We start from the raw sequence: 18996 nt of genomic DNA, 5'->3' as shown, positions 1-18996 counted from the left end.
GAGCTCGGGGCTGCGCCGTAGGCAGGCGCCCAGCCGTCGACTACCCAGGGGCTCGGGGAACTGCGAGGAGATCTGGCGTGCGGGTCACTGCGAAAGTGCCTGACCACCTACGCGACGATCACCTTGAACGAGGCTGGCGTCGCAGTTCCCCGAGCCCCTGACCGTAGAGCTGAAGCACCTGCCAAAAGGGTCGACGTCAGGGGCCGGCGTGGGCGCCGGGGTTGGCGATGATGCGGCGGACGACGCCGACCGCGGCGCCGAGCAGGGGGCCCCGGCGGCCGAGGGGGGAGACGGAGAGCCAGTTCTCGTTCCAGGGGCGGACGGTGACCCGGGCGGTGAGTTCGGCCCGCATGGTGGGGAGCAGCCAGTCGCCCAGCTCCGCGTAGCCACCGCCGAGCACCACGGCCTGCGGGTCGAGCAGGTTGACCGCCCCGGCCGCCGCGATCCCGAGCGCCGAGCCGGCGCCCGCCAGGGCGGCCAGCACCTCCGGATCCCCGGCGGCCGCCTGCTCCGCGAGCAGCGCGACCCAGTCGCCCCGGACGCCCTCCAGGCCGGCCGCCCGCAGGACGGCGGTCTCGCCCGCGTACTGCTCCAGGCAGCCCCGGGCGCCGCAGGGACAGGGCGGGCCGTCCGGCCAGACCGTGAGGTGGCCCAGTTCGCCCGCGAAGCCCCGGGCGCCGCGCAGCAGCCGGCCGCCGATCACGATCGCCGCACCGATCCCGGCCTCGGCCGAGAGGTGGCAGAAGTCGTCCGGGCGCCCCGCCAGCCAGAGTTCGGCCAGGCCGCCCAGGTTGGCCTCGTTGTCGACCTCGATCGGCAGCGCCGCCAGCTCGGCGGCCCCGGCGGCCCGCAGGGCGGACCGCAGCTCGGCTGCGACGGGCACCTCGCTCCACCCCAGGTTGGCCGCACCCACGACCACCCCGCTCGACGCGCCGACCAGTCCGGGCACGGCCAGCGTCAGGCCGGCGGGCCGCAGCCCGGCCTGCTCGGCCGCCCGGCAGAGCAGTTCGGCCAGGTCGGCCAGGACGGCGGCCGGGCTGCGGCCCCGGTTGGCGATCTCCAACCGGTGCCAGCTCCGCACCTCGCCCCGGAGGTCGACCACGCACGCGGCCAGGTGCTCGACCCCGATCTCGCCGCCGATCCCGGCCGGCCCGTCCGGATTGAGCGTCAACTCGCTGCCGGGCCGTCCGACCCGGCCGTTCGGCGCGGTGGGCCCGGCCTCGGTCAGCAGCCCGGCCGCCAACAGCTCCTCGACCAACGAGGAGACCGCCGCCCTGGTCAGCCCGGTCGCCCCGGCCACCGCCGCCCGGGAGCACGGCCCGGCCGCGATCTCCCCGAGCACCAGGGCCAGGTTGGCCCATCGCATCCCCTGCTGACTCGCCGGTCCGGCCCGCACCGGCCCACCCCCTGTCCGTGCTGGTCCTGCCAGGTCACGATCCGCAGCGTAACGGTCCGTACGTCCACACCCTGAACGGCCCCCGGCGGCGGCTGACCCACCGTCACCGGCCGGCCTCCGCCGGGGACCGCTCGGCGGGCCGCAGGTCGGCCCGGTGGGTGAACACCCACCGGTTCATCGCCCAGTACCGGAAGAGCATCGCCAGGAAGGTCCCGACGATCATCCCGCTAACGAAGTCGGCGACCTCCTCGGTGAGCGCGGTGACGTGCGGCTCCCGCAGGTCGAGCAGGTACCGGGAGACCACCAGCGGCGCGTCGTTCACCAGCACCGCCAGCCCGCTGACCACCAGGTACAGCACCGCCTCGCGCTGCCGTCCGTGCGCCCGGAACGACCACTGCCGGTTCAGCACGTAGGAGACGACCGTCGCGACCACGGTCGCGACGGTCAGCGCGACCACCGGCTTCTCCTGGAACAGGGTGTGCCGCAACCCGAAGTTGAGGACCATCGTGAGCAGGAAGCACGTCCCGCCCACCAGCAAGAACTTCACCGGCTTGCGGTGCCGGACCAGGAACGGCCGGAGCCGCAGCGGGACCCGGGACAGCACCCGTTGCGTAGGTGACGGCATTTCGGCAGTTTCGCACGGCCCTGTCCGGTTCCGCCCGCGACCGCCCCGCGCGTCAGCCGGCGGTGATCCGCAGCACGCCCGTGGTGGTGCCCTGCAGCACCACCCTTCCGGGCGCGATGCTGCCCACCATCTGCAGCGTGTCGAAGATGAAGCCCGCCCCGAGGAAGGCCGTCCGCACCGTCCGGCCGGTGGCCGGGTCGATCTCGGCGTACGCATACGGGTCCAGCACCGAGGTGGCGTCGGTGCCGGGGATCACCGGGTTGCGCAGCACCGTACGGAGCAGCCCGTCGGCGGTGGACAGCCTCGGCACGGCGGCCGACCTGGTCCGGTTGTCCCACACCAGGTCGCAGCCCGACCCGTCCGCCCGGACGTCCACCCGGCTCAGCCCGCCCCGGTAGCTGTCCGAGGACGGCACGCTCGGCCCGGCGTCCTCCGGCAGCTTCGGGTACGGGTAGCCGTAGGTGCTCGCCACGAAGACTGCGTTGCCGACCGCCACCGGCGAGTTCTCGCTGCCGCTGCCGCCCGCCCTGAGCACCGGCACCGAGCAGACCTGCTCCCCGGAGCCGGCCCGGTAGACCAGCAGGTTCACCGTGGGCGCGGCGTTGTCCACCACGGTCAGGTAGTCGGTGCCGGTGGTGGGCCCGAAGAAGGTCGGGGTGGAGCCGGTCCCCCAGCTGAGCTGCCCGGGCTTGCGCCCCGGCCCCCGGTCGTACGGCTGACGCCAGCTCACCTGCGGCGTGCCGTCGGCGGACGCGGTCAGCAGGTAGGTGGCGTGGGTGGTGGCCACGGCCGTCCCGGACGGGGCGGTGGAGATCGAGTTGGCCACCCGCTCACCGGCCGGCAGGGCGAGGGTGCGGACCGCGCCGGTCCGGTCGTCGGCGGTGCCGACCACCCCGGCACCGGTGGCGAACCAGACCCGGCCCTGCCAGTCCGGCGACAGCCCGGTGACGGCGTCCCCGGCCGGGACCGCCCCCGCGAGCGGCAGCCGGGAGTCGACGTACAGCTCCCAGCCGCCGTTCGCGGTCCTGCGGTGGCCGATCCGCAGCAGGTCCTGGTTGCCGTCCACCGCGACCAGCCGGTCCCGGTGGTCCAGGTAGGCGTACACGCCGCCGAGCAACGAGCCCTTGGCCAGCGTCAGTTCGGCCACCGACCCGCTGGTCGCCGGGTCCAGCAGGTGGACCGTCGGGGCCAGCCCGAAGATCTCCGTGCAGAGCGCGACCGGGTAGCCGTCCGACCCGACCAGCACGGTCGGGCAGGCGGACTGCAACGCCGTCCGGCTGGACCGGATGCCGCCCGCACCCGGCCCCGGCAGCGGGGTGGCGTCGGACGAACCGGTGTCCCCGTGCATGGTGGCCGTGCCGGCCGGCCCCGCGAACGGGTTGGCGGGCGGCAGCGGGCCGTACGGTTCGGCGGCATGCGCCGGGGTGAGGCCGGTCAGCAGGAGGGCAGCCGTGGCGAGCACGGCGGCGCGAGTGCGCAGACGCATGGGATTCCCGTCGGAGGAGAGTGGACACAGGGGTGCACTCCGCCCGGCAGGACGAGAGACAGCCCGGCGTCAGCCGGGCAGGAGGCACCGCGCTCAACAGGCGCGGCAACAGATCGCCGAACACGCATGGGCCAGATCGACATCAAGTCGACGGCTCAGGTGTGCGTGACGGGTCATGGCCCCATGCTCCCGCCATGACACCCCGTCACACAACCACCGTCTCACCCACTGGCAGGCACCCGTGGGCAACCCCGGCCTTCCGCCAGACGCTGCGGCAGTCAGGGGCTCGGGGCCCTGCTGTTGTGCGGCTCCGCCGCGCGGGCGACGCCGGCCTTTGGCAGGTGGTCAGCCCGCTACGGAGTCAGGGGCTCGGGGAACTGCGACGCCGACCTCGTGCAAGGTGATCGTCGCGTAAATGGTCAGGCACTTTCGCAGTGACCCGAACGCCAGATCTCCTCGCAGTTCCCCGAGCCCCTGGGTGGTGCAACTGGAGCGCCTGCCTAGAGCGCAGCGCCGAACCCCTGGCCGGGGTCGGCCTAGGCGGCCACCAGCACCTCCGCCGGCTCCAGCGCCAGCCGCAGCACCTCCCGGACGTCCGCGACCGGGTGGACGGTGAGCCGCGCCAGCACCTCCGCCGGGACGTCGTCCAGGTCGGGCTCGTTGCGCTTGGGGATGATCACCGTGGTGACCCCGGCCCGGTCGGCCGCGAGCAGCTTCTGCTTCACGCCACCGATCGGCAGCACCCGCCCGGTCAGCGACACCTCCCCGGTCATCGCGACGTCCGTCCGCACCTTCCGCCCGGAGAGCAGCGAGGCCAGTGCGGTGGTCATCGTGATGCCCGCGCTCGGCCCGTCCTTGGGGACGGCCCCGGCCGGGACGTGCAAGTGGATGCCGCGTTCCCGCAACCCGGTCACCGGCAGCTCCAGCTCCGCACCGCGCGACCGCAGGTAGGAGAGCGCGATGTGCGCCGACTCCTTCATCACGTCACCCAGCTGCCCGGTCAGCGTCAGCCCGGTGGCACCGGTCTCCGCGTCCGCCAGCGAGGCTTCGATGTAGAGCACGTCCCCGCCGGCTCCGGTGACGGCGAGACCGGTCGCCACGCCGGGCACCGCGGTGCGCCGCTCGCCGGGCTCCTGGGCCGCCTCGGGGGTGTGGTGCGGGCGTCCGATCAGCGCGCGCAGCTCGTCCGGACCGATCGCGACGGGCAGCTCGCGCTCGCCGAGTTCGCTCTGCGCCGCGACCTTCCGCAGCACCCGGGCGATCGACCGCTCCAGGTTCCGGACCCCGGCCTCCCGGGTGTACTCACCCGCCAGCCGGCGCAGCGCGGTCTCGTCGACCGTCACCTCACCGACCGTCAGACCGGCCCGCTCCAGCTGACGCGGCAGCAGGTGGTCCCGGGCGATGACGACCTTCTCGTCCTCGGTGTAGCCGTCCAGCCGGACCAGCTCCATCCGGTCGAGCAGCGGCTCGGGGATGGACTCCAGCACGTTGGCGGTGGCCAGGAAGACCACGTCGGAGAGGTCGAGCTCGACCTCCAGGTAGTGGTCCCGGAAGGTGTGGTTCTGCGCCGGGTCGAGCACCTCGAGCAGGGCGGCCGCCGGGTCGCCCCGGTAGTCGGAACCGACCTTGTCGATCTCGTCCAGCAGGACCACCGGGTTCATCGAACCGGCTTCCTTGATCGCCCGGACGATCCGCCCGGGCAGCGCACCGACGTAGGTGCGCCGGTGACCGCGGATCTCGGCCTCGTCCCGGACGCCGCCGAGCGCGACCCGGACGAACTCGCGCCCCATCGCCCGCGCCACCGACTCGCCGAGCGAGGTCTTGCCCACCCCGGGCGGCCCGACCAGCGCCAGCACCGCGCCACCGCGACGCCCGCCGACCGAACCGAGCCCCTGGTCGGCCCGGCGCTTGCGGACCGCCAGGTACTCGACGATCCGGTCCTTCACGTCGCCCAGACCCGCGTGGTCGGCGTCCAGCACCGCCCGGGCGCCCGCGATGTCGTAGGCGTCCTCGCTCCGCTCGTTCCACGGGAGTTCGAGGACGGTGTCCAGCCAGGTGCGGATCCAGGAGCCCTCCGGCGACTGGTCGGAGGACCGCTCCAGCTTGTCGACCTCCTTGAGCGCGGCCTCCCGGACCTTCTCGGGCAGCTCGGCCGCCTCGACCCGGGCCCGGTAGTCGCCCTCCTCGTCGGCCGGGTCGCCGTTCAGCTCGGCCAGTTCCTTGCGGACGGCGTCCAGCTGACGGCGCAGCAGGAACTCCTTCTGCTGCTTGGCCACGCCCTCCTCGACGTCCTTGCGGATGGTGTCGTTGACCTCCTCCTCGGCGAGGTGGTCCCGGAGCAGGGTGAGCGCGTACTCCAGCCGGGCCAGCTGGTCGGCCTCCAGCAGCACCTTGAGCTTCTGCTCGGCGGTGGCGAACGGCGCGTAGCCGATGTTGTCGGCCAGCTCGCCGACGCCCTCGATCTGGGCCACCCGGTCGACGATCTGCCAGGCGCCGCGCTTGCGCAGCCACTGGGTGGAGAGCGCCTTGTACTCCTTGACCAGCTCGGCGGCGCGCCCGGCCACCGGCAGCCCGGGGTCGGACTCGCGGAAGGTGCTGGTCTCCACCCAGAGCGCCGCGCCGGGGCCGGTCGTCCCGGCGCCGATCCGCACCCGGCGGACCGCCCGGACCAGCGCGGCCGGGTCGCCGTCGGCCAGCCGGCCGACCTGCTCGACGGTGGCCAGCGTGCCGACGGCGGCGTACGAGCCGTCCAGCCTCGGCACCAGCAGGACCTGGGGCTTGGCCCCGGCGCCGACACCGGCCCGGGCCGCCTCGACGGCGGCCCGCACCTCGGTGTCCGACAGGTCCAGCGGGACCACCATGCCGGGCAGCACCACCTCGTCGTCGAGCGGCAGCACGGGCAGGGTGAGCGGTGTGGACGTCGATGCCATGATCTCTCCCCAGTCAGCGAAGTTGAGTTGACCTGACTAAGGTTTGGCGCGAGCCGATTGTTCCCCGGCCGCTGTTCGCCCTGAGCGATCACCATCGGGGCTGTTCGGCCCGGGGCGTCGACCTGCGGAACCGGGGAGTCAGGCCCGCGAGGGGGCGAGCCGGCGGACCAGGCGCCGCACCGGCAGACCCCGGTCGGAGCCGCCGCGCAGCCAGTGGCCGACGGCCACCCCGATCAGCAGGGCGGACGGGTGGCCGACCCGGCTGACGAGCTCGGACTCGGAGAGGAACTGATAGCCCGTCATCGCGACCGCACCGGTCAGCACCACCGGCCGGGCCCGCCCGGGGAGCAGCGCCGCCAGCGCACCCAGGCTGGCCAGCACCGCGTAGCTGACGCCGATGTCCACGCTGTCCAGCGCGTCGGGGGCGAGCCGGCCGGAGGTGACCGCGAGGCCGACGGCGGCCTGCGAGAGCAGGGTGGCCAGCACGTGCCCGGCGGCCAGCACGCCGATCGTGCGCCGGGCGCCGATCCGGCGCTCCAGCGGCGCGACGGTGAGGGCGAAGGCCCAGAAGTACGGCATCCAGACCGGCCCGGCCACCCAGAGCCCGCTCAGCAGCAGCGCGCGGACGGGATGGTCCAGCAGGTTGTGCGCGTCCGAGCTGGAGAACGCCTGCAGGCGGTCCACCAGGCCGGCGTCGCCGAACCGGGCGAACAGCGTGGTGGCCAGCAGCACGGCGAGATACCCGAGTGCGAGGGGGTTGCGGCGGGGCGTGGGCACGGAACTCCGCAACCGCGACCGAAGATCTGCCATTCCACCCACCACCTGACTCGTGCCACCATGTCACTTGTCGTGCTCACGGTACTTCGCGGTTCTGGGAGCCCGCTGTGAATCCCCTGTGAACTTCGTTCGAACCAGGACACCCCTTGGTCCGGACCATCCCTTTGTTTACGGACAAGTAGCCGTTGTGCTGAGGAGTCTGCCATCCCTTCGACGGCATACGCACCGTTACGGGCGGTATTTTCGCCCGGTAGGGTATCGCCCCGTGCCTCATCCCCGGCAGGGTCGGCACCGGCCCACCGGCCGGTTGTGTCCGGTTCACCTGCCGGGATGCTCGCGGTGTCCGTACGCTGCGAACAGAGCCGAGCGGTACACGGACCACACCCGTGCACCCCTTCGGAACCCGAGACCTCGGCGGACGGTCCGGGTGACCTCGACGGGCCTGACCCAGGTCCGTCACGACGGAACCAAGACGACTACGAGCGGACCCCGCTGTCCCCACAGGCAGCCGGGCCGCAGCCCTGGGGGCGGTGGCGTGACCGTGACTGACATTCAGCAAGAGACGATCAACAGCAGCGCAGCGGTGAGCACGCAGCGACGAGTACTCGTCGTCGAGGACGAGCCCACCATCGCGGAGTCCATCGCGGCCCGGCTCGGTGCCGAGGGCTTCAAGGTGGCGGTGGCGCACGACGGCCCCGGCGCGGTCGACGGCTTCCACACCTGGCAGCCCGACCTGGTGGTGCTGGACGTGATGCTGCCCGGCTTCGACGGCCTGGAGGTCTGCCGTCGGATCCAGGCCCAGCGCCCGGTGCCGGTACTGATGCTGACGGCCCGGGACGACGAGACCGACCTGCTGGTCGGCCTCGGGGTCGGTGCCGACGACTACATGACCAAGCCGTTCTCGATGCGCGAGCTCGCGGCCAGGGTGAACGTGCTGCTCCGCCGGGTCGAGCGGGCCCAGCAGGCCGCCCGGACGCCCGCGCTGGGCAGCCTGCGGTTCGGCGAGCTGGAGATCGACCACGTGCAGCGCCGGGTCCGGATCGGCAGCGGTGACGTCCACCTGACGCCGACCGAGTTCGACCTGCTGGCCTGCCTGGCCGCCCAGCCGCGTGCGGTGCTCACCCGTGAGCAGCTGCTCGCCGAGGTCTGGGACTGGACCGACGCCTCGGGCACCCGCACCGTGGACAGCCATGTGAAGGCGCTGCGCCGGAAGATCGGCGCCAGCTGGATCCGTACCGTCCACGGCGTCGGGTACGCCCTGGAAGCACCGCTCTCCTAGTCGGGGTGCGAAGCCGGGCCACCGGGGGGCCCACGCTTCGTCAGCTCGGCCGGCGAGTCTCGCGGGGGGACGACGCAGAGGCGACATGACCTTTCCACAGCAACGCAACGGCACCTCGCGCGGCGCCGGCGATCCGGCCCGCCGCGGCCTGCTCAGCCGGGCCGGCAGTCGGCTCTGGGCCGACATCAGACCGCTGGACCCGGTCCGGTCGATCAAGGGCAAACTGACCCTGCTGGTGATCGTCTCGGTCTTCCTGGCCAGCCTGATGGTGGTGGTCGCGATCCGGTCCGAGACCCAGATCCGGATCATCATGATCTTCTCGATGATCGCCTCCCTGCTCTTCATGCAGTTCCTCGCCCACGGCCTGACCGCGCCACTGCGCGACATGACCGCCGCCGCCCGGGCGATGGCCGAGGGCGACTACAGCAGCCGGGTGGAGGTCAACTCCCGCGACGAGATCGGCGAGCTGGCCGCCACCTTCAACAAGATGGCCGGCGACCTGGAGGCCGCCGACCGGCACCGCCGGGAGCTGATCGCCAACGTCTCGCACGAACTGCGGACGCCGATCGCCGCGCTCCGCGCCGTGCTGGAGAACGTGGTCGACGGCGTGGTCCAGGCCGACCCGAAGACCCTCGGCGCCGCGCTGGAGCAGACCGAGCGGCTCGGCCGCCTGGTCAGCCACCTGCTCGACCTGTCCAAGCTGGACGACGGCGTGGTGCCGCTGGACGCCCGCCGGTTCGAGGTCCGGCCGTTCCTGGGCGGCGTGCTGCGCGGGCTCACCGTGGACGGCGCGACGGCCGGCGGCGCGTACGGCCGCCGGGAGGACGTCCGGCTGGCGCTGGAGGTCCGCCCGCCGGAGCTGGCCGCGGTGGCCGACCCCGAGCGGCTGCACCAGGTGGTGGCCAACCTGGTCGACAACGCCTGCAAGCACTCCCCCGCCGGCGGCACGGTGACCGTCCGGGCGACGGCCGGCGAGGGGCCCGGCGCGCTGCTGCTGGAGGTGGAGGACCAGGGCCCCGGCATCCCCGAGCAGGACCGGGGGCGGGTCTTCGAGCGGTTCGGCCGCAGCGGCACCGCCACCGCGCTCGGCCCGGGCAGCGACGGCGGCACCGGTCTCGGCCTGGCCATCGCCCGCTGGGCGGTGGATCTGCACGGCGGCCGGATCGGGGTCGCGGAGACCGCCCGGGGCTGCCGGATCGTGGTCGCGCTCCCCGGCGGGGTACCGTCCGAGCAGGAGTTGTCACCGAACTGGGACATTCCCGCGGCGGGGACTGCAGCAGATCCGGCGCGCCTGCACTGACCTGCGGTAATGTCCGTACTTGAGGGGATTTCCACCGCTTCGGGAGGCGATCGCTTCCCCGTCGTTGGAACTTTCTAACGCACAGTTTCGGCCAAAATACCGGTCGGCACTGTGATCTGGGCGACGCCTGGCCCTGGGGGACTGCGCGATCAGTGATCGTAGGCGTAGCCTTAATCCCCGCTGTCCACCATCCCAAAAGGAAGCGGAAGAGGGCGGTTTGCCCCGTGTCGCCACACCCTGAAACCCCCGTCAGCTCGGCAAGCTCCACTGGCTTCGGCCCCAACGAGTGGCTCGTCGACGAGATCTACCAGCAGTACCTCCAGGATCCGAACTCGGTCGACCGAGCCTGGTGGGACTTTTTCGCCGACTACAAGCCCGGTACCGAGGTGACTCCAGTGACCCAGGCCGCGACCCAGGTCGGCCCCACGCCGACCGCCGTTGCCGCCCCTGCCCCTGCTGCTGTTCAGGCGGCGCCCGCCCCCGCTGCACCGGCCGCCGCCCCCGTGGCCGCGCCGGTCCAGCCGGCGCCTGCGCCACTGGCAGCAGCCCCGGCCGCGCCGCCCGCGCCGAAGGCGGCCCCCGCTGCCGCGCCGGCCGCAGGGTCGGGCCCTGAGCTGATCCCGCTGCGCGGCCCCTCCAAGGCCGTGGCCACCAACATGGACGCCTCCCTGGAGGTCCCGACGGCGACGTCGGTGCGTGCCGTGCCGGCCAAGCTGTTGATCGACAACCGCATCGTCATCAACAACCACCTGCAGCGCGCCCGTGGCGGCAAGGTCTCCTTCACCCACCTGATCGGTTACGCCCTGGTCCAGGCCATCAAGGCCAGCCCGGGCATGAACCACAGCTACAAGGTGGAGGACGGCAAGTCCTACCTGGTCAAGCCCGCGCACGTGAACCTCGGCCTCGCCATCGACCTGGTGAAGCCGAACGGCGACCGCCAACTGGTCGTCGCGGCGATCAAGAAGGCCGAGACGCTCGACTTCCTCGGTTTCTGGCAGGCCTACGAGGACATCGTCCGCCGGGCCCGCGCCAACAAGCTGACGATGGACGACTTCACCGGCGTCACCGTCTCGCTGACCAACCCGGGCGGCATCGGCACCGTGCACTCCGTGCCGCGCCTGATGCAGAACCAGGGCACCATCGTCGGCGTCGGCGCGATGGAGTACCCGGCCGAGTTCCAGGGCTCGTCCCCGGACACCCTGGCCAAGCTGGGCATCTCCAAGATCATGACCCTGACCTCGACCTACGACCACCGGGTCATCCAGGGCGCGGCCTCGGGCGAGTTCCTGCGGACGATCCACCAGCTGCTGCTCGGCGAGCACAACTTCTACGACGACGTCTTCGAGTCGCTGCGGATCCCGTACGAGCCCGTCCGCTGGGCCACCGACGTCGCCACCACCCACGACGACGAGGTCAACAAGACCGCGCGCGTCATGGAGCTGATCCACTCCTACCGGGTCCGCGGTCACCTGATGGCCGACACCGACCCGCTGGAGTACAAGCAGCGCAAGCACCCCGACCTGGACGTGGTCCAGCACGGGCTGACGCTGTGGGACCTGGAGCGCGAGTTCGCGGTCGGCGGCTTCGGCGGCCAGAAGATGATGAAGCTCCGCGACATCCTCGGCCTGCTGCGCAACTCGTACTGCCGCACCGTCGGCATCGAGTACATGCACATCCAGGACCCGAAGCAGCGGAAGTGGATCCAGGAGCGCCTGGAGAAGCCGTACGCGAAGCCGGAGCGCGAGGAGCAGCTGCGCATCCTGCGCCGGCTGAACTCGGCCGAGGCGTTCGAGACCTTCCTGCAGACCAAGTACGTCGGCCAGAAGCGCTTCTCGCTGGAGGGCGGCGAGTCGCTCATCCCGCTGCTGGACGCGACCATCGACGCGGCGGCCGAGCACCGTCTCGACGAGGCCGTGATCGGCATGGCCCACCGCGGCCGGCTGAACGTGCTGGCGAACATCGTCGGCAAGCCGTACGGCAAGATCTTCGGCGAGTTCGAGGGCAACCTCGACCCGAAGTCGATGCACGGCTCCGGCGACGTCAAGTACCACCTGGGCTCCGAGGGGACCTTCACCGGTCTGGACGGGGAGACCATCAAGGTCTCGCTGGCCGCCAACCCCTCGCACCTGGAGGCCGTCGACCCGGTGGTCGAGGGCATCGTCCGCGCCAAGCAGGACGTGCTGGACCAGGGCGGCACCACCTTCCCGGTGCTGCCGATCCAGATCCACGGTGACGCGGCCTTCGCCGGCCAGGGCGTCGTCGCGGAGACCCTGAACATGTCGCAGCTGCGCGGCTACCGCACCGGTGGCACCATCCACCTGGTGGTCAACAACCAGGTCGGCTTCACCGCCGCCCCGGCCAGCAGCCGCTCGTCGATGTACTGCACCGACGTGGCGCGGATGATCGAGGCGCCGATCTTCCACGTGAACGGCGACGACCCGGAGGCCGTGGTCCGCGTCGCGCGGCTGGCCTTCGAGTTCCGTCAGGAGTTCCACAAGGACGTCGTGATCGACCTCATCTGCTACCGCCGTCGCGGTCACAACGAGGCCGACAACCCGTCGTTCACCCAGCCGCTGATGTACGACCTGATCGACAAGAAGCGCTCGGTGCGCAAGCTCTACACCGAGGGTCTGATCGGTCGCGGCGACATCACCATGGAAGAGGCGGAGCAGGCGCTCCAGGACTTCCAGGGCCAGCTGGAGAAGGTCTTCTCCGAGGTCCGGGACGCCGCTTCGGCGCAGACCCCGGCCGCCAGCGGCAAGCCGCAGGCGGACTTCCCGGTCAACATCCAGACCGGCATCTCCGCGGAGATGGTCAAGCGGATCGCCGCCTCGCAGAGCAACCTGCCGGAGTGGCTGACGGTGCACCCGCGCCTGCTGCCGCAGCTGCAGCGCCGCACCGCCTCGGTCGAGGACAACACCATCGACTGGGCGATGGGCGAGACGCTCGCCATCGGCTCGCTGCTGATGGAGGGTCACCCGGTCCGGCTGGCCGGCCAGGACAGCCGTCGCGGCACCTTCGGCCAGCGCCACGCGGTGCTGATCGACCGGGTCACCGGCGAGGACTACACCCCGCTGCTGTACCTGACCGAGGACCAGGCCCGCTACACCGTCTACGACTCGCTGCTCAGCGAGTACGCGGCGATGGGCTTCGAGTACGGCTACTCGCTGACCCGCCCGAACGCGCTGGTCATGTGGGAGGCGCAGTTCGGCGACTTCGTCAACGGCGCGCAGACCATGGTGGACGAGTACATCGCCTCCGCCGAGCAGAAGTGGGGCCAGCACTCCGGCGTCACCCTGCTGCTGCCGCACGGCTACGAGGGCCAGGGCCCGGACCACTCGTCCGCGCGTCCGGAGCGTTTCCTGCAGATGTGCGCGCAGGACAACATGACGGTCGCGATGCCGACCCTGCCGTCGAACTACTTCCACCTGCTGCGCTGGCAGGCGCACAACCCGCACCACAAGCCGCTGATCGTCTTCACCCCGAAGTCGATGCTGCGTCTGAAGGCGGCGGCGAGTGCGGCGGCAGAGTTCACCTCCGGCTCGTTCCGCCCGGTCATCGGTGACACCACCGTCGACCCGGCGAACGTCCGCAAGGTGGTCATCACCGCGGGCAAGTTCTACTACGACGTCGAGGCGGCCCGTACCGAGCGCGGGGTCACCGACACCGCGATCGTCCGGGTCGAGCGGCTCTACCCGCTGCCGGTGGCCGAGCTCCAGGAGGAGCTGGCCAAGTACGGCGACGACGTCCAGTTCGTCTGGGCGCAGGAGGAGCCGGCCAACCAGGGTGCCTGGCCGTTCATCGCGATGAACCTGGTGGACCACCTCCAGGTCGTGATCGGCCGCAGCGCCGGCGCCGCCCGCCTGCGTCGGGTCGCCCGCAACGCCTCGTCCGCCCCGGCGGTCGGCTCGGCCAAGCGGCACGCCGCCGAGCAGCAGGGCCTGCTGGACGAGATCTTCACCATCTGACGATCCGTCGGTGGCCATGGGCCCCGTCCCCCGCTTCGGCGGCGGGGCGGGGCCCATGGTCGTTCTCATCCCGAAAGAGCGGCCCAAGTCCGCTGCCGCTGCCGTATGTTCGTGGCACCTACTGGGCGGACTTCTTCGGGGGAGCCTTCGCATGACCACGGACTCGGTGTTCCAGCCGCTCTCCGCGGACGACCCGCGCGAGGTCGGCGGGTACCGGCTGGCGGCCCGGCTCGGGGCCGGCGGGATGGGGCGGGTCTACCTGTCGTACACGCCGGGCGGGCGGCCGGTGGCGGTGAAGGTGGTCCGGCGGAAGTTCGCCGCCGACCCGGAGTTCCGCCGCCGGTTCCGGCACGAGGTGGCCAACGCCCGGCGGATCCACGGCCTCTACACCGCGCTGGTGATCGACGCGGGACCGGACGACCCGACCCCCTGGCTGGCCACCACGTACGTGCCGGGGCCCTCGCTCCAGCAGGTGGCCCGGGAGCACGGGCCGCTGCCGGTGCACACCGTGCTGCTGCTGATCGGCGGGATCGCCGAGGCGCTGCAGGCGATCCACGGGGTCGAGGTGGTGCACCGGGACCTCAAGCCGGCCAATGTGCTGATGGCCTCGGACGGGCCGCGGGTGATCGACTTCGGGATCGCCAGGGCCGCCGACTCCACCGTGCTGACCGACTCCGGGTCGATGATCGGCTCGCCGCCGTTCATGGCGCCGGAGCAGGTCCGCGGCCTGCCGGTGACACCGGCCGCCGACGTCTTCGCGCTGGGCGCGCTGGCCGCGTACGTGCTGAGCGGCGCGCTGCCGTTCGGCGACGGACCGGACACCGCGGTGCTCTACCGGGTGGTGCACGAGGAGCCCGAGCTCGGCGAACTGCCGGACAGCCTGCGGCCGTTGCTGGCCGCCTGCCTGGCCAAGCAGCCGGACGGCCGGCCCACGCCGGCCGAGCTGATCCGGGCCGCTCGCGAACACCCTTTGATGGGCGGGGAGTTGAGGTTCACCGAGAACTGGCTGCCGGATCCGGTGACCCTGGAGATCGCCCGGCGCTCGGCGCTGCTGCGGCCGCCACCGCCGACCGCCCCGCCCCGGCCGCGGACCGCGCCCGTCCCGCCGCCCCCGCGCACCCCGACGCCGACCGCCCCGGCCACCGCGCCCGTCGCCGCCCCGCCGAGACCGCTCGTACCCCCGCCGCCCGGTGGGTACGGGCCGCCGCCCGCCCGGCCCGCCGCCCGGCGGTGGAACCGGCCGCTGCTCGTCGGCGGTCTGGCCCTGGCCGTCGTGGTCACGGCCGGCCTCACGCTCTGGCCGGAGTCCGGGGACGACGGCCCGTACGCCGCGGTCTACCGCGACCGGCAGCTGACCATCCCGCCCGCCGGGGACTACGAGTTCGACCTGGACGACGGCAAGGTGGTGCCGAGCGGCCAGTCGTCCTGGAACGTCACCACCCTGGGCCCGGAGTTCCGGGTGCACGGCGACTCGGACGTCTTCGTCGGCCGGGGCACCGGCCGGCTCGGACCGGCGGACTGCGCCCTCGGGGTGGAGAGCGAACCGGCCGCCGGCTCGCTCAAGTTCGACCAGGTGCCGCCGGGACGCTCGTTCTGCGTCCGGTCCCGGGACACCGGCTCGGTGGCGGTGCTGCGGGTGGTGAAGCTCGGCGACAGCGACGGCCGGGCGACCTGCTCGCTGAGCTACTACCGGTTCCAGGGCTGACCGGCGGCCCGGACTATCCTGGGCCGGTCACACCCCAACCGACCGGAGCACACCGTGTACTTCACCGACCGCGGCATCGAGGAGCTGACGAGCCGGCGCGGCGACGAGGAGGTCACCTTCGAGTGGCTGGCCGAGCGCCTGCGCGAGTTCGTCGACCTGAACCCGGACTTCGAGATCCCGGTCGAGCGGCTGGCCACCTGGCTGGCCAGGCTCGACGACGAGGACGAGGACTGAGCACAGCCCGACCGAGGGCCCGCCGGCAGCCGGCGGGCCCTCGGCCTTCCCCGAGCTGCCCCCGAGACGACCCTGAGGTTCCCCCGAGGGCCCCTTGACTTCGCCGTCACGCGATATATCGTGTTGTTCAGGGAGACGCGATACATCGCGTCCGACGAACGGGAGGCGGGACAGATCATGGGCAAGTGGACGGTCAGCGAGCCTGACAGCATCACCTTCGACGAGCCGGTCGGCACCCTCAACGTACGAGTGGTGGCGGGCGCGGTCAACGTGGTCACCGCCGAGGGGCCGGCCCGCCTGGAGATCACCGAGCTCAAGGGCGACCCGCTCCAGGTCACCCTGGAAGCCGGGGTCCTGACCGTGACCTACCCGGACCTCGCCTGGAGCGAGCTCACCGACTCCATCAAGTCGCTGGAGACCGTGAAGAGCTTCTTCAGCGGGCTGCGCCGCAAGCGCGAGGCGGTGGCGGTGGTCTCGCTGACCGTGCCGGCCGGCTCCGAGGTCAAGCTCGGCTCGGTCTCCGCCGACACCACCGTCTCCGGGGTCACCGGCCCGGTCACCGTGCACGGCGCGAGCGGCGAGACCACCCTGGTCGGCCTGACCGGCCGCACCGACGTGAAGACCGTCTCCGGCGACGTGAACGCCCAGTCGGTGGCCGGCGAGCTCCGGGTCAACACGGTCTCCGGTCACCTCACCGTGGTCGCCGGGTCGGGCGACAAGCTGGTCGCCAAGTCGGTCAGCGGCTCGGTCACCCTGGACGTGGACACCACCACCCCCACCGAGCTGCACGTGAACACGGTCAGCGGCCCGGTCGCCGTCCGACTGCCCTCGCAGGCCGACACCCAGGTCGAGCTGGGCAGCACCGGCGGCGAACTCTCCAGCACCTTCGAGGAGTTGACGGTCAGCGGCAGCTGGGGCACCCGGAAGCTCTCCGGCCAGCTGGGCTCCGGCACCGGTCGGCTCCAGGTCACCACCGTCTCCGGCGCCGTCACCGTCCAGCGCCGCCCGGAGGCCGAGGCCGAGCGGATCGACCTGGTCAAGGAGCTTCCCGCCGCCCCCGCCGACACCACCACCCAGGAGAGCTGACATGACCCCCGTCTTCGGCCACGGCCGACTCCGCCTGTACCTGCTCAAGCTGCTGGACGAGTCCCCCCGGCACGGCTACGAGGTGATCCGCCTGCTGGAGGAGCGCTTCCAGGGCCTGTACGCCCCCTCGGCCGGCACCGTGTACCCCCGGCTGGCCAAGCTGGAGCAGGAGGGCCTGGTCGCGCACAGCACCGAGGGCGGGCGCAAGGTCTACCGGCTGACCGACGCCGGCCGGACCGAACTGGCGGCCCGGCAGGGCGAGCTGGCCGAGCTGGAGGTGGAGATCCGGGAGTCGGTGGCCCAGCTCGCCGGGGCGATCCGGGAGGACGTCCGGGACAGCGCCAAGGACCTGCGGGCCGAGCTCTGGGGCGCCGCCAAGGACGCTCCGCGCCCGAAGTTCGAGGACGGCGGCGACCCGTGGGCCGGCCCGTGGGGCGACAAGGAGTCCTGGCAGCGCGCCAAGGACGAGTTCGTCCAGTTCAAGGCGCAGGCCAAGGAGCAGGCCAAGCGGGCCAAGGAGCAGGAGCGGGCGGCCAAGCAGAAGGCCAAGGCCGCCGAGGACGAGGCCCGCCGGCTGCGCGCGGAGGCCAAGGCCTCCCGGACGGCCGCCCAGCAGGAGGCGCTGCGGATCAAGCGCCGGATCGAGCAGCAGGTCAAGGACGCGGCGGCCGGCGGCGACTGGACCGCCGGGATCGCCGAGGGGATCTCCGAACTCACCCGCTCGCTGGCCGGCCTGGCCGACGCCGCCAAGTGGGGCCACGCGCCCGACGCCCCGGCCGAGGAGACCCGGCTGGACCGGATCGACCTGGACGCGATGGACCTGGAGAAGCTCGACCAGGACCGGGTCGACCTCGGCAAGCCCCGAGCCGACCTCCCCGCCTGGGCCGCCGTCGACCCCGCCGCCGACGCGGCCCGCGAGCTGGAGCGCCTGCTGGACCGCCTCCGCGACCAGGTCCGCGACACCGCCCGGGACACCGGGGTGACGCCCGCTCAGCTCGGCTCCGCCCAGCACGTGCTGGCGGCGGCCGCCGAGCAGCTGCGCCGCGCGCTGAACCGCTAGCCGGACGACGAAGGGGCGTTACCCGGAGCCGGGTACCGCCCCTTCGTCAGGTCACGGTGTCAGGACCAGCTTGCCGAAGACGTCTCCCCCGGCCAGCCTGGCGAACGCGTCCCGGGCCTCGGTGAGCGGCAGCACGGTGTCGACCACCGGGCGCACCCCCGAGTGGGCGCAGAGCGCGAGCAGCGCGGCGAGCTCGTCCTTGGTGCCCATGGTGGAGCCCTGGACGTTGAGCTCCAGGAAGAAGATCCGGTTCAGCTCGGCGGCCTTCGGGCTCGGGCCCGAGGTGGCGCCGGAGATCACGATGGTGCCGCCGGGCTTCAGCGCCTTCACCGAGTGCGACCAGGTGGCGGCGCCGACCGTCTCCATGACCGCGTCCACCCGCTCGGGCAACCGGGCACCGCTCTCGAAGGCGGCGTCGGCGCCGAGCCCGAGGGCCCGGGCCCGCTTGGCCTCGTCCCGGCCGGTCACCCAGACCCGCAGGCCGGCCGCCTTGCCCAGCACGATCAGCGCGGTCGCCACCCCGCCGCCGGCCCCCTGGACCAGCACGGTCTGGCCCGGCCGGGCGGCCGCCTTGGTGAACAGCATCCGATAGGCCGTCAGCCACGCGGTGGGCAGGCAGGCCGCCTCGGCGAAGGACAGCTCGGCCGGCTTCGGCAGCAGGTTCCAGGTCGGTACGGCGACCCGCTCGGCGAAGGTCCCCTGGTAGCGCTCGGTCAGGATCGACCGCGGCTCGTCCGGGCCGACCCCGTGCCCGCTCTGCCCGATCACCGAGTGGATGACCACCTCGTTGCCGTCCTCGTCGACACCGGCCGCATCGCAGCCCAGGATCATCGGCAGCCGCTCGGCGGGCAGCCCCACCCCCCGCAGCGACCACAGGTCATGGTGGTTCAGGGTGGCGGCCTTCACCGTCACCACACTCCACCCCGGCCGGGCCACGGGCTCCGGCAACTCCCCCAACTCCAGCGCACCGAGCGGGTCATCGGCATCGATTCGGGCTGCATAGGCGGCGAACATGCCCCGGACGATAGCGGTGAACGCCCACTAACCGGAACCGGCCACCGGTGTGACTCCCACAACCTTCCGCAACTGCTCAGCCCGCTACGGAGTCAGGGGCTCGGGGAACTGCGACGCCGGCCTCAGAAAAGGTGAT

13 protein-coding genes are annotated in these 18996 nt (G+C 72.5%); 7 read left to right on the top strand and 6 right to left on the bottom strand.

Annotated elements, in window-relative coordinates; translation table 11 throughout:
• Window positions 1-196 precede the first annotated feature (196 nt).
• The 5 genes from ACIRPK_RS08580 to ACIRPK_RS08560 form a co-directional block, all read right to left on the bottom strand.
• Entirely contained in the window at window positions 197-1366 is a 1170-nt protein-coding gene (locus tag ACIRPK_RS08580; RefSeq protein ID WP_403034867.1) for an ROK family protein, read from the bottom strand.
• A 133-nt stretch (window positions 1367-1499) separates the two neighbouring features.
• A complete protein-coding gene (locus ACIRPK_RS08575) occupies window positions 1500-2021 on the bottom strand; it encodes a GtrA family protein (protein WP_403034864.1) in 522 nt (173 codons plus the stop codon).
• A gap of 52 nt (window positions 2022-2073) precedes the next feature.
• A complete protein-coding gene (locus ACIRPK_RS08570; RefSeq protein WP_403034861.1) occupies window positions 2074-3507 on the bottom strand; it encodes a hypothetical protein in 1434 nt (477 codons plus the stop codon).
• A 536-nt stretch (window positions 3508-4043) separates the two neighbouring features.
• Window positions 4044-6437, bottom strand: coding sequence for an endopeptidase La (gene lon / locus ACIRPK_RS08565; protein WP_403034858.1), 2394 nt, complete (start codon window positions 6435-6437; stop codon window positions 4044-4046).
• 138 nt (window positions 6438-6575) lie between these two features.
• Complete coding sequence (locus ACIRPK_RS08560) at window positions 6576-7214, bottom strand: rhomboid-like protein (protein ID WP_403034855.1); 639 nt, start codon at window positions 7212-7214, stop codon at window positions 6576-6578.
• Window positions 7215-7755: 541 nt separating this feature from the next.
• Between ACIRPK_RS08560 and ACIRPK_RS08555 the strand changes: the two genes are divergently transcribed.
• From ACIRPK_RS08555 to ACIRPK_RS08525, 7 genes are all read left to right on the top strand, one after another.
• Complete coding sequence (locus tag ACIRPK_RS08555; protein ID WP_403034853.1) at window positions 7756-8493, top strand: response regulator transcription factor; 738 nt, start codon at window positions 7756-7758, stop codon at window positions 8491-8493.
• A gap of 85 nt (window positions 8494-8578) precedes the next feature.
• Window positions 8579-9793 (top strand): sensor histidine kinase, encoded by a 1215-nt coding sequence (locus ACIRPK_RS08550; protein WP_403034850.1) that lies wholly within the window; start codon window positions 8579-8581, stop codon window positions 9791-9793.
• A 224-nt stretch (window positions 9794-10017) separates the two neighbouring features.
• Window positions 10018-13761, top strand: a complete 3744-nt coding sequence (locus ACIRPK_RS08545; RefSeq protein ID WP_403034847.1) for a multifunctional oxoglutarate decarboxylase/oxoglutarate dehydrogenase thiamine pyrophosphate-binding subunit/dihydrolipoyllysine-residue succinyltransferase subunit — start codon at window positions 10018-10020, stop codon at window positions 13759-13761.
• 151 nt (window positions 13762-13912) lie between these two features.
• Complete coding sequence (locus tag ACIRPK_RS08540) at window positions 13913-15466, top strand: serine/threonine-protein kinase (RefSeq protein ID WP_403034844.1); 1554 nt, start codon at window positions 13913-13915, stop codon at window positions 15464-15466.
• Window positions 15467-15520: 54 nt separating this feature from the next.
• The gene (locus ACIRPK_RS08535) at window positions 15521-15700 is read left to right on the top strand and encodes a DUF6104 family protein (protein WP_350662506.1); all 180 of its coding nucleotides are present in this window, start codon (window positions 15521-15523) and stop codon (window positions 15698-15700) included.
• A 177-nt stretch (window positions 15701-15877) separates the two neighbouring features.
• Window positions 15878-16786 carry a DUF4097 family beta strand repeat-containing protein gene (locus ACIRPK_RS08530; RefSeq protein ID WP_403034841.1) on the top strand — a complete coding sequence of 303 codons (909 nt, stop codon included), beginning with the start codon at window positions 15878-15880 and terminating at the stop codon, window positions 16784-16786.
• Window position 16787: 1 nt separating this feature from the next.
• Window positions 16788-17846: a PadR family transcriptional regulator gene (locus ACIRPK_RS08525; RefSeq protein ID WP_403034838.1), complete on the top strand. Its 1059-nt coding sequence runs from the start codon at window positions 16788-16790 to the stop codon at window positions 17844-17846.
• 51 nt (window positions 17847-17897) lie between these two features.
• On the opposite strand, the gene ACIRPK_RS08520 is transcribed toward ACIRPK_RS08525, so the two are convergent.
• A complete protein-coding gene (locus ACIRPK_RS08520; protein WP_403034836.1) occupies window positions 17898-18860 on the bottom strand; it encodes a zinc-binding dehydrogenase in 963 nt (320 codons plus the stop codon).
• Window positions 18861-18996: the final 136 nt, after the last annotated feature.

It is taken from the genome of Kitasatospora sp. NPDC101801 (assembly GCF_044766665.1).
Lineage (GTDB): Bacteria > Actinomycetota > Actinomycetes > Streptomycetales > Streptomycetaceae > Kitasatospora.
Note: the sequence above shows the minus strand (reverse complement) of the source record. Positions and strands in the feature narration are given on the sequence as shown.

What these genes read in the sequence shown, in the direction of transcription:
- ACIRPK_RS08580 (WP_403034867.1), bottom strand. Translation starts at nt 1,366, where the DNA reads ATGCGATGGGCCAACCTGGCCCTGGTGCTCGGGGAGATCGCGGCCGGG.
- ACIRPK_RS08575 (WP_403034864.1), bottom strand. Translation starts at nt 2,021, where the DNA reads ATGCCGTCACCTACGCAACGGGTGCTGTCCCGGGTCCCGCTGCGGCTC.
- ACIRPK_RS08570 (WP_403034861.1), bottom strand. Translation starts at nt 3,507, where the DNA reads ATGCGTCTGCGCACTCGCGCCGCCGTGCTCGCCACGGCTGCCCTCCTG.
- lon (WP_403034858.1), bottom strand. Translation starts at nt 6,437, where the DNA reads ATGGCATCGACGTCCACACCGCTCACCCTGCCCGTGCTGCCGCTCGAC.
- ACIRPK_RS08550 (WP_403034850.1), top strand. Translation starts at nt 8,579, where the DNA reads ATGACCTTTCCACAGCAACGCAACGGCACCTCGCGCGGCGCCGGCGAT.
- ACIRPK_RS08540 (WP_403034844.1), top strand. Translation starts at nt 13,913, where the DNA reads ATGACCACGGACTCGGTGTTCCAGCCGCTCTCCGCGGACGACCCGCGC.
- ACIRPK_RS08530 (WP_403034841.1), top strand. Translation starts at nt 15,878, where the DNA reads ATGGGCAAGTGGACGGTCAGCGAGCCTGACAGCATCACCTTCGACGAG.
- ACIRPK_RS08525 (WP_403034838.1), top strand. Translation starts at nt 16,788, where the DNA reads ATGACCCCCGTCTTCGGCCACGGCCGACTCCGCCTGTACCTGCTCAAG.
- ACIRPK_RS08520 (WP_403034836.1), bottom strand. Translation starts at nt 18,860, where the DNA reads ATGTTCGCCGCCTATGCAGCCCGAATCGATGCCGATGACCCGCTCGGT.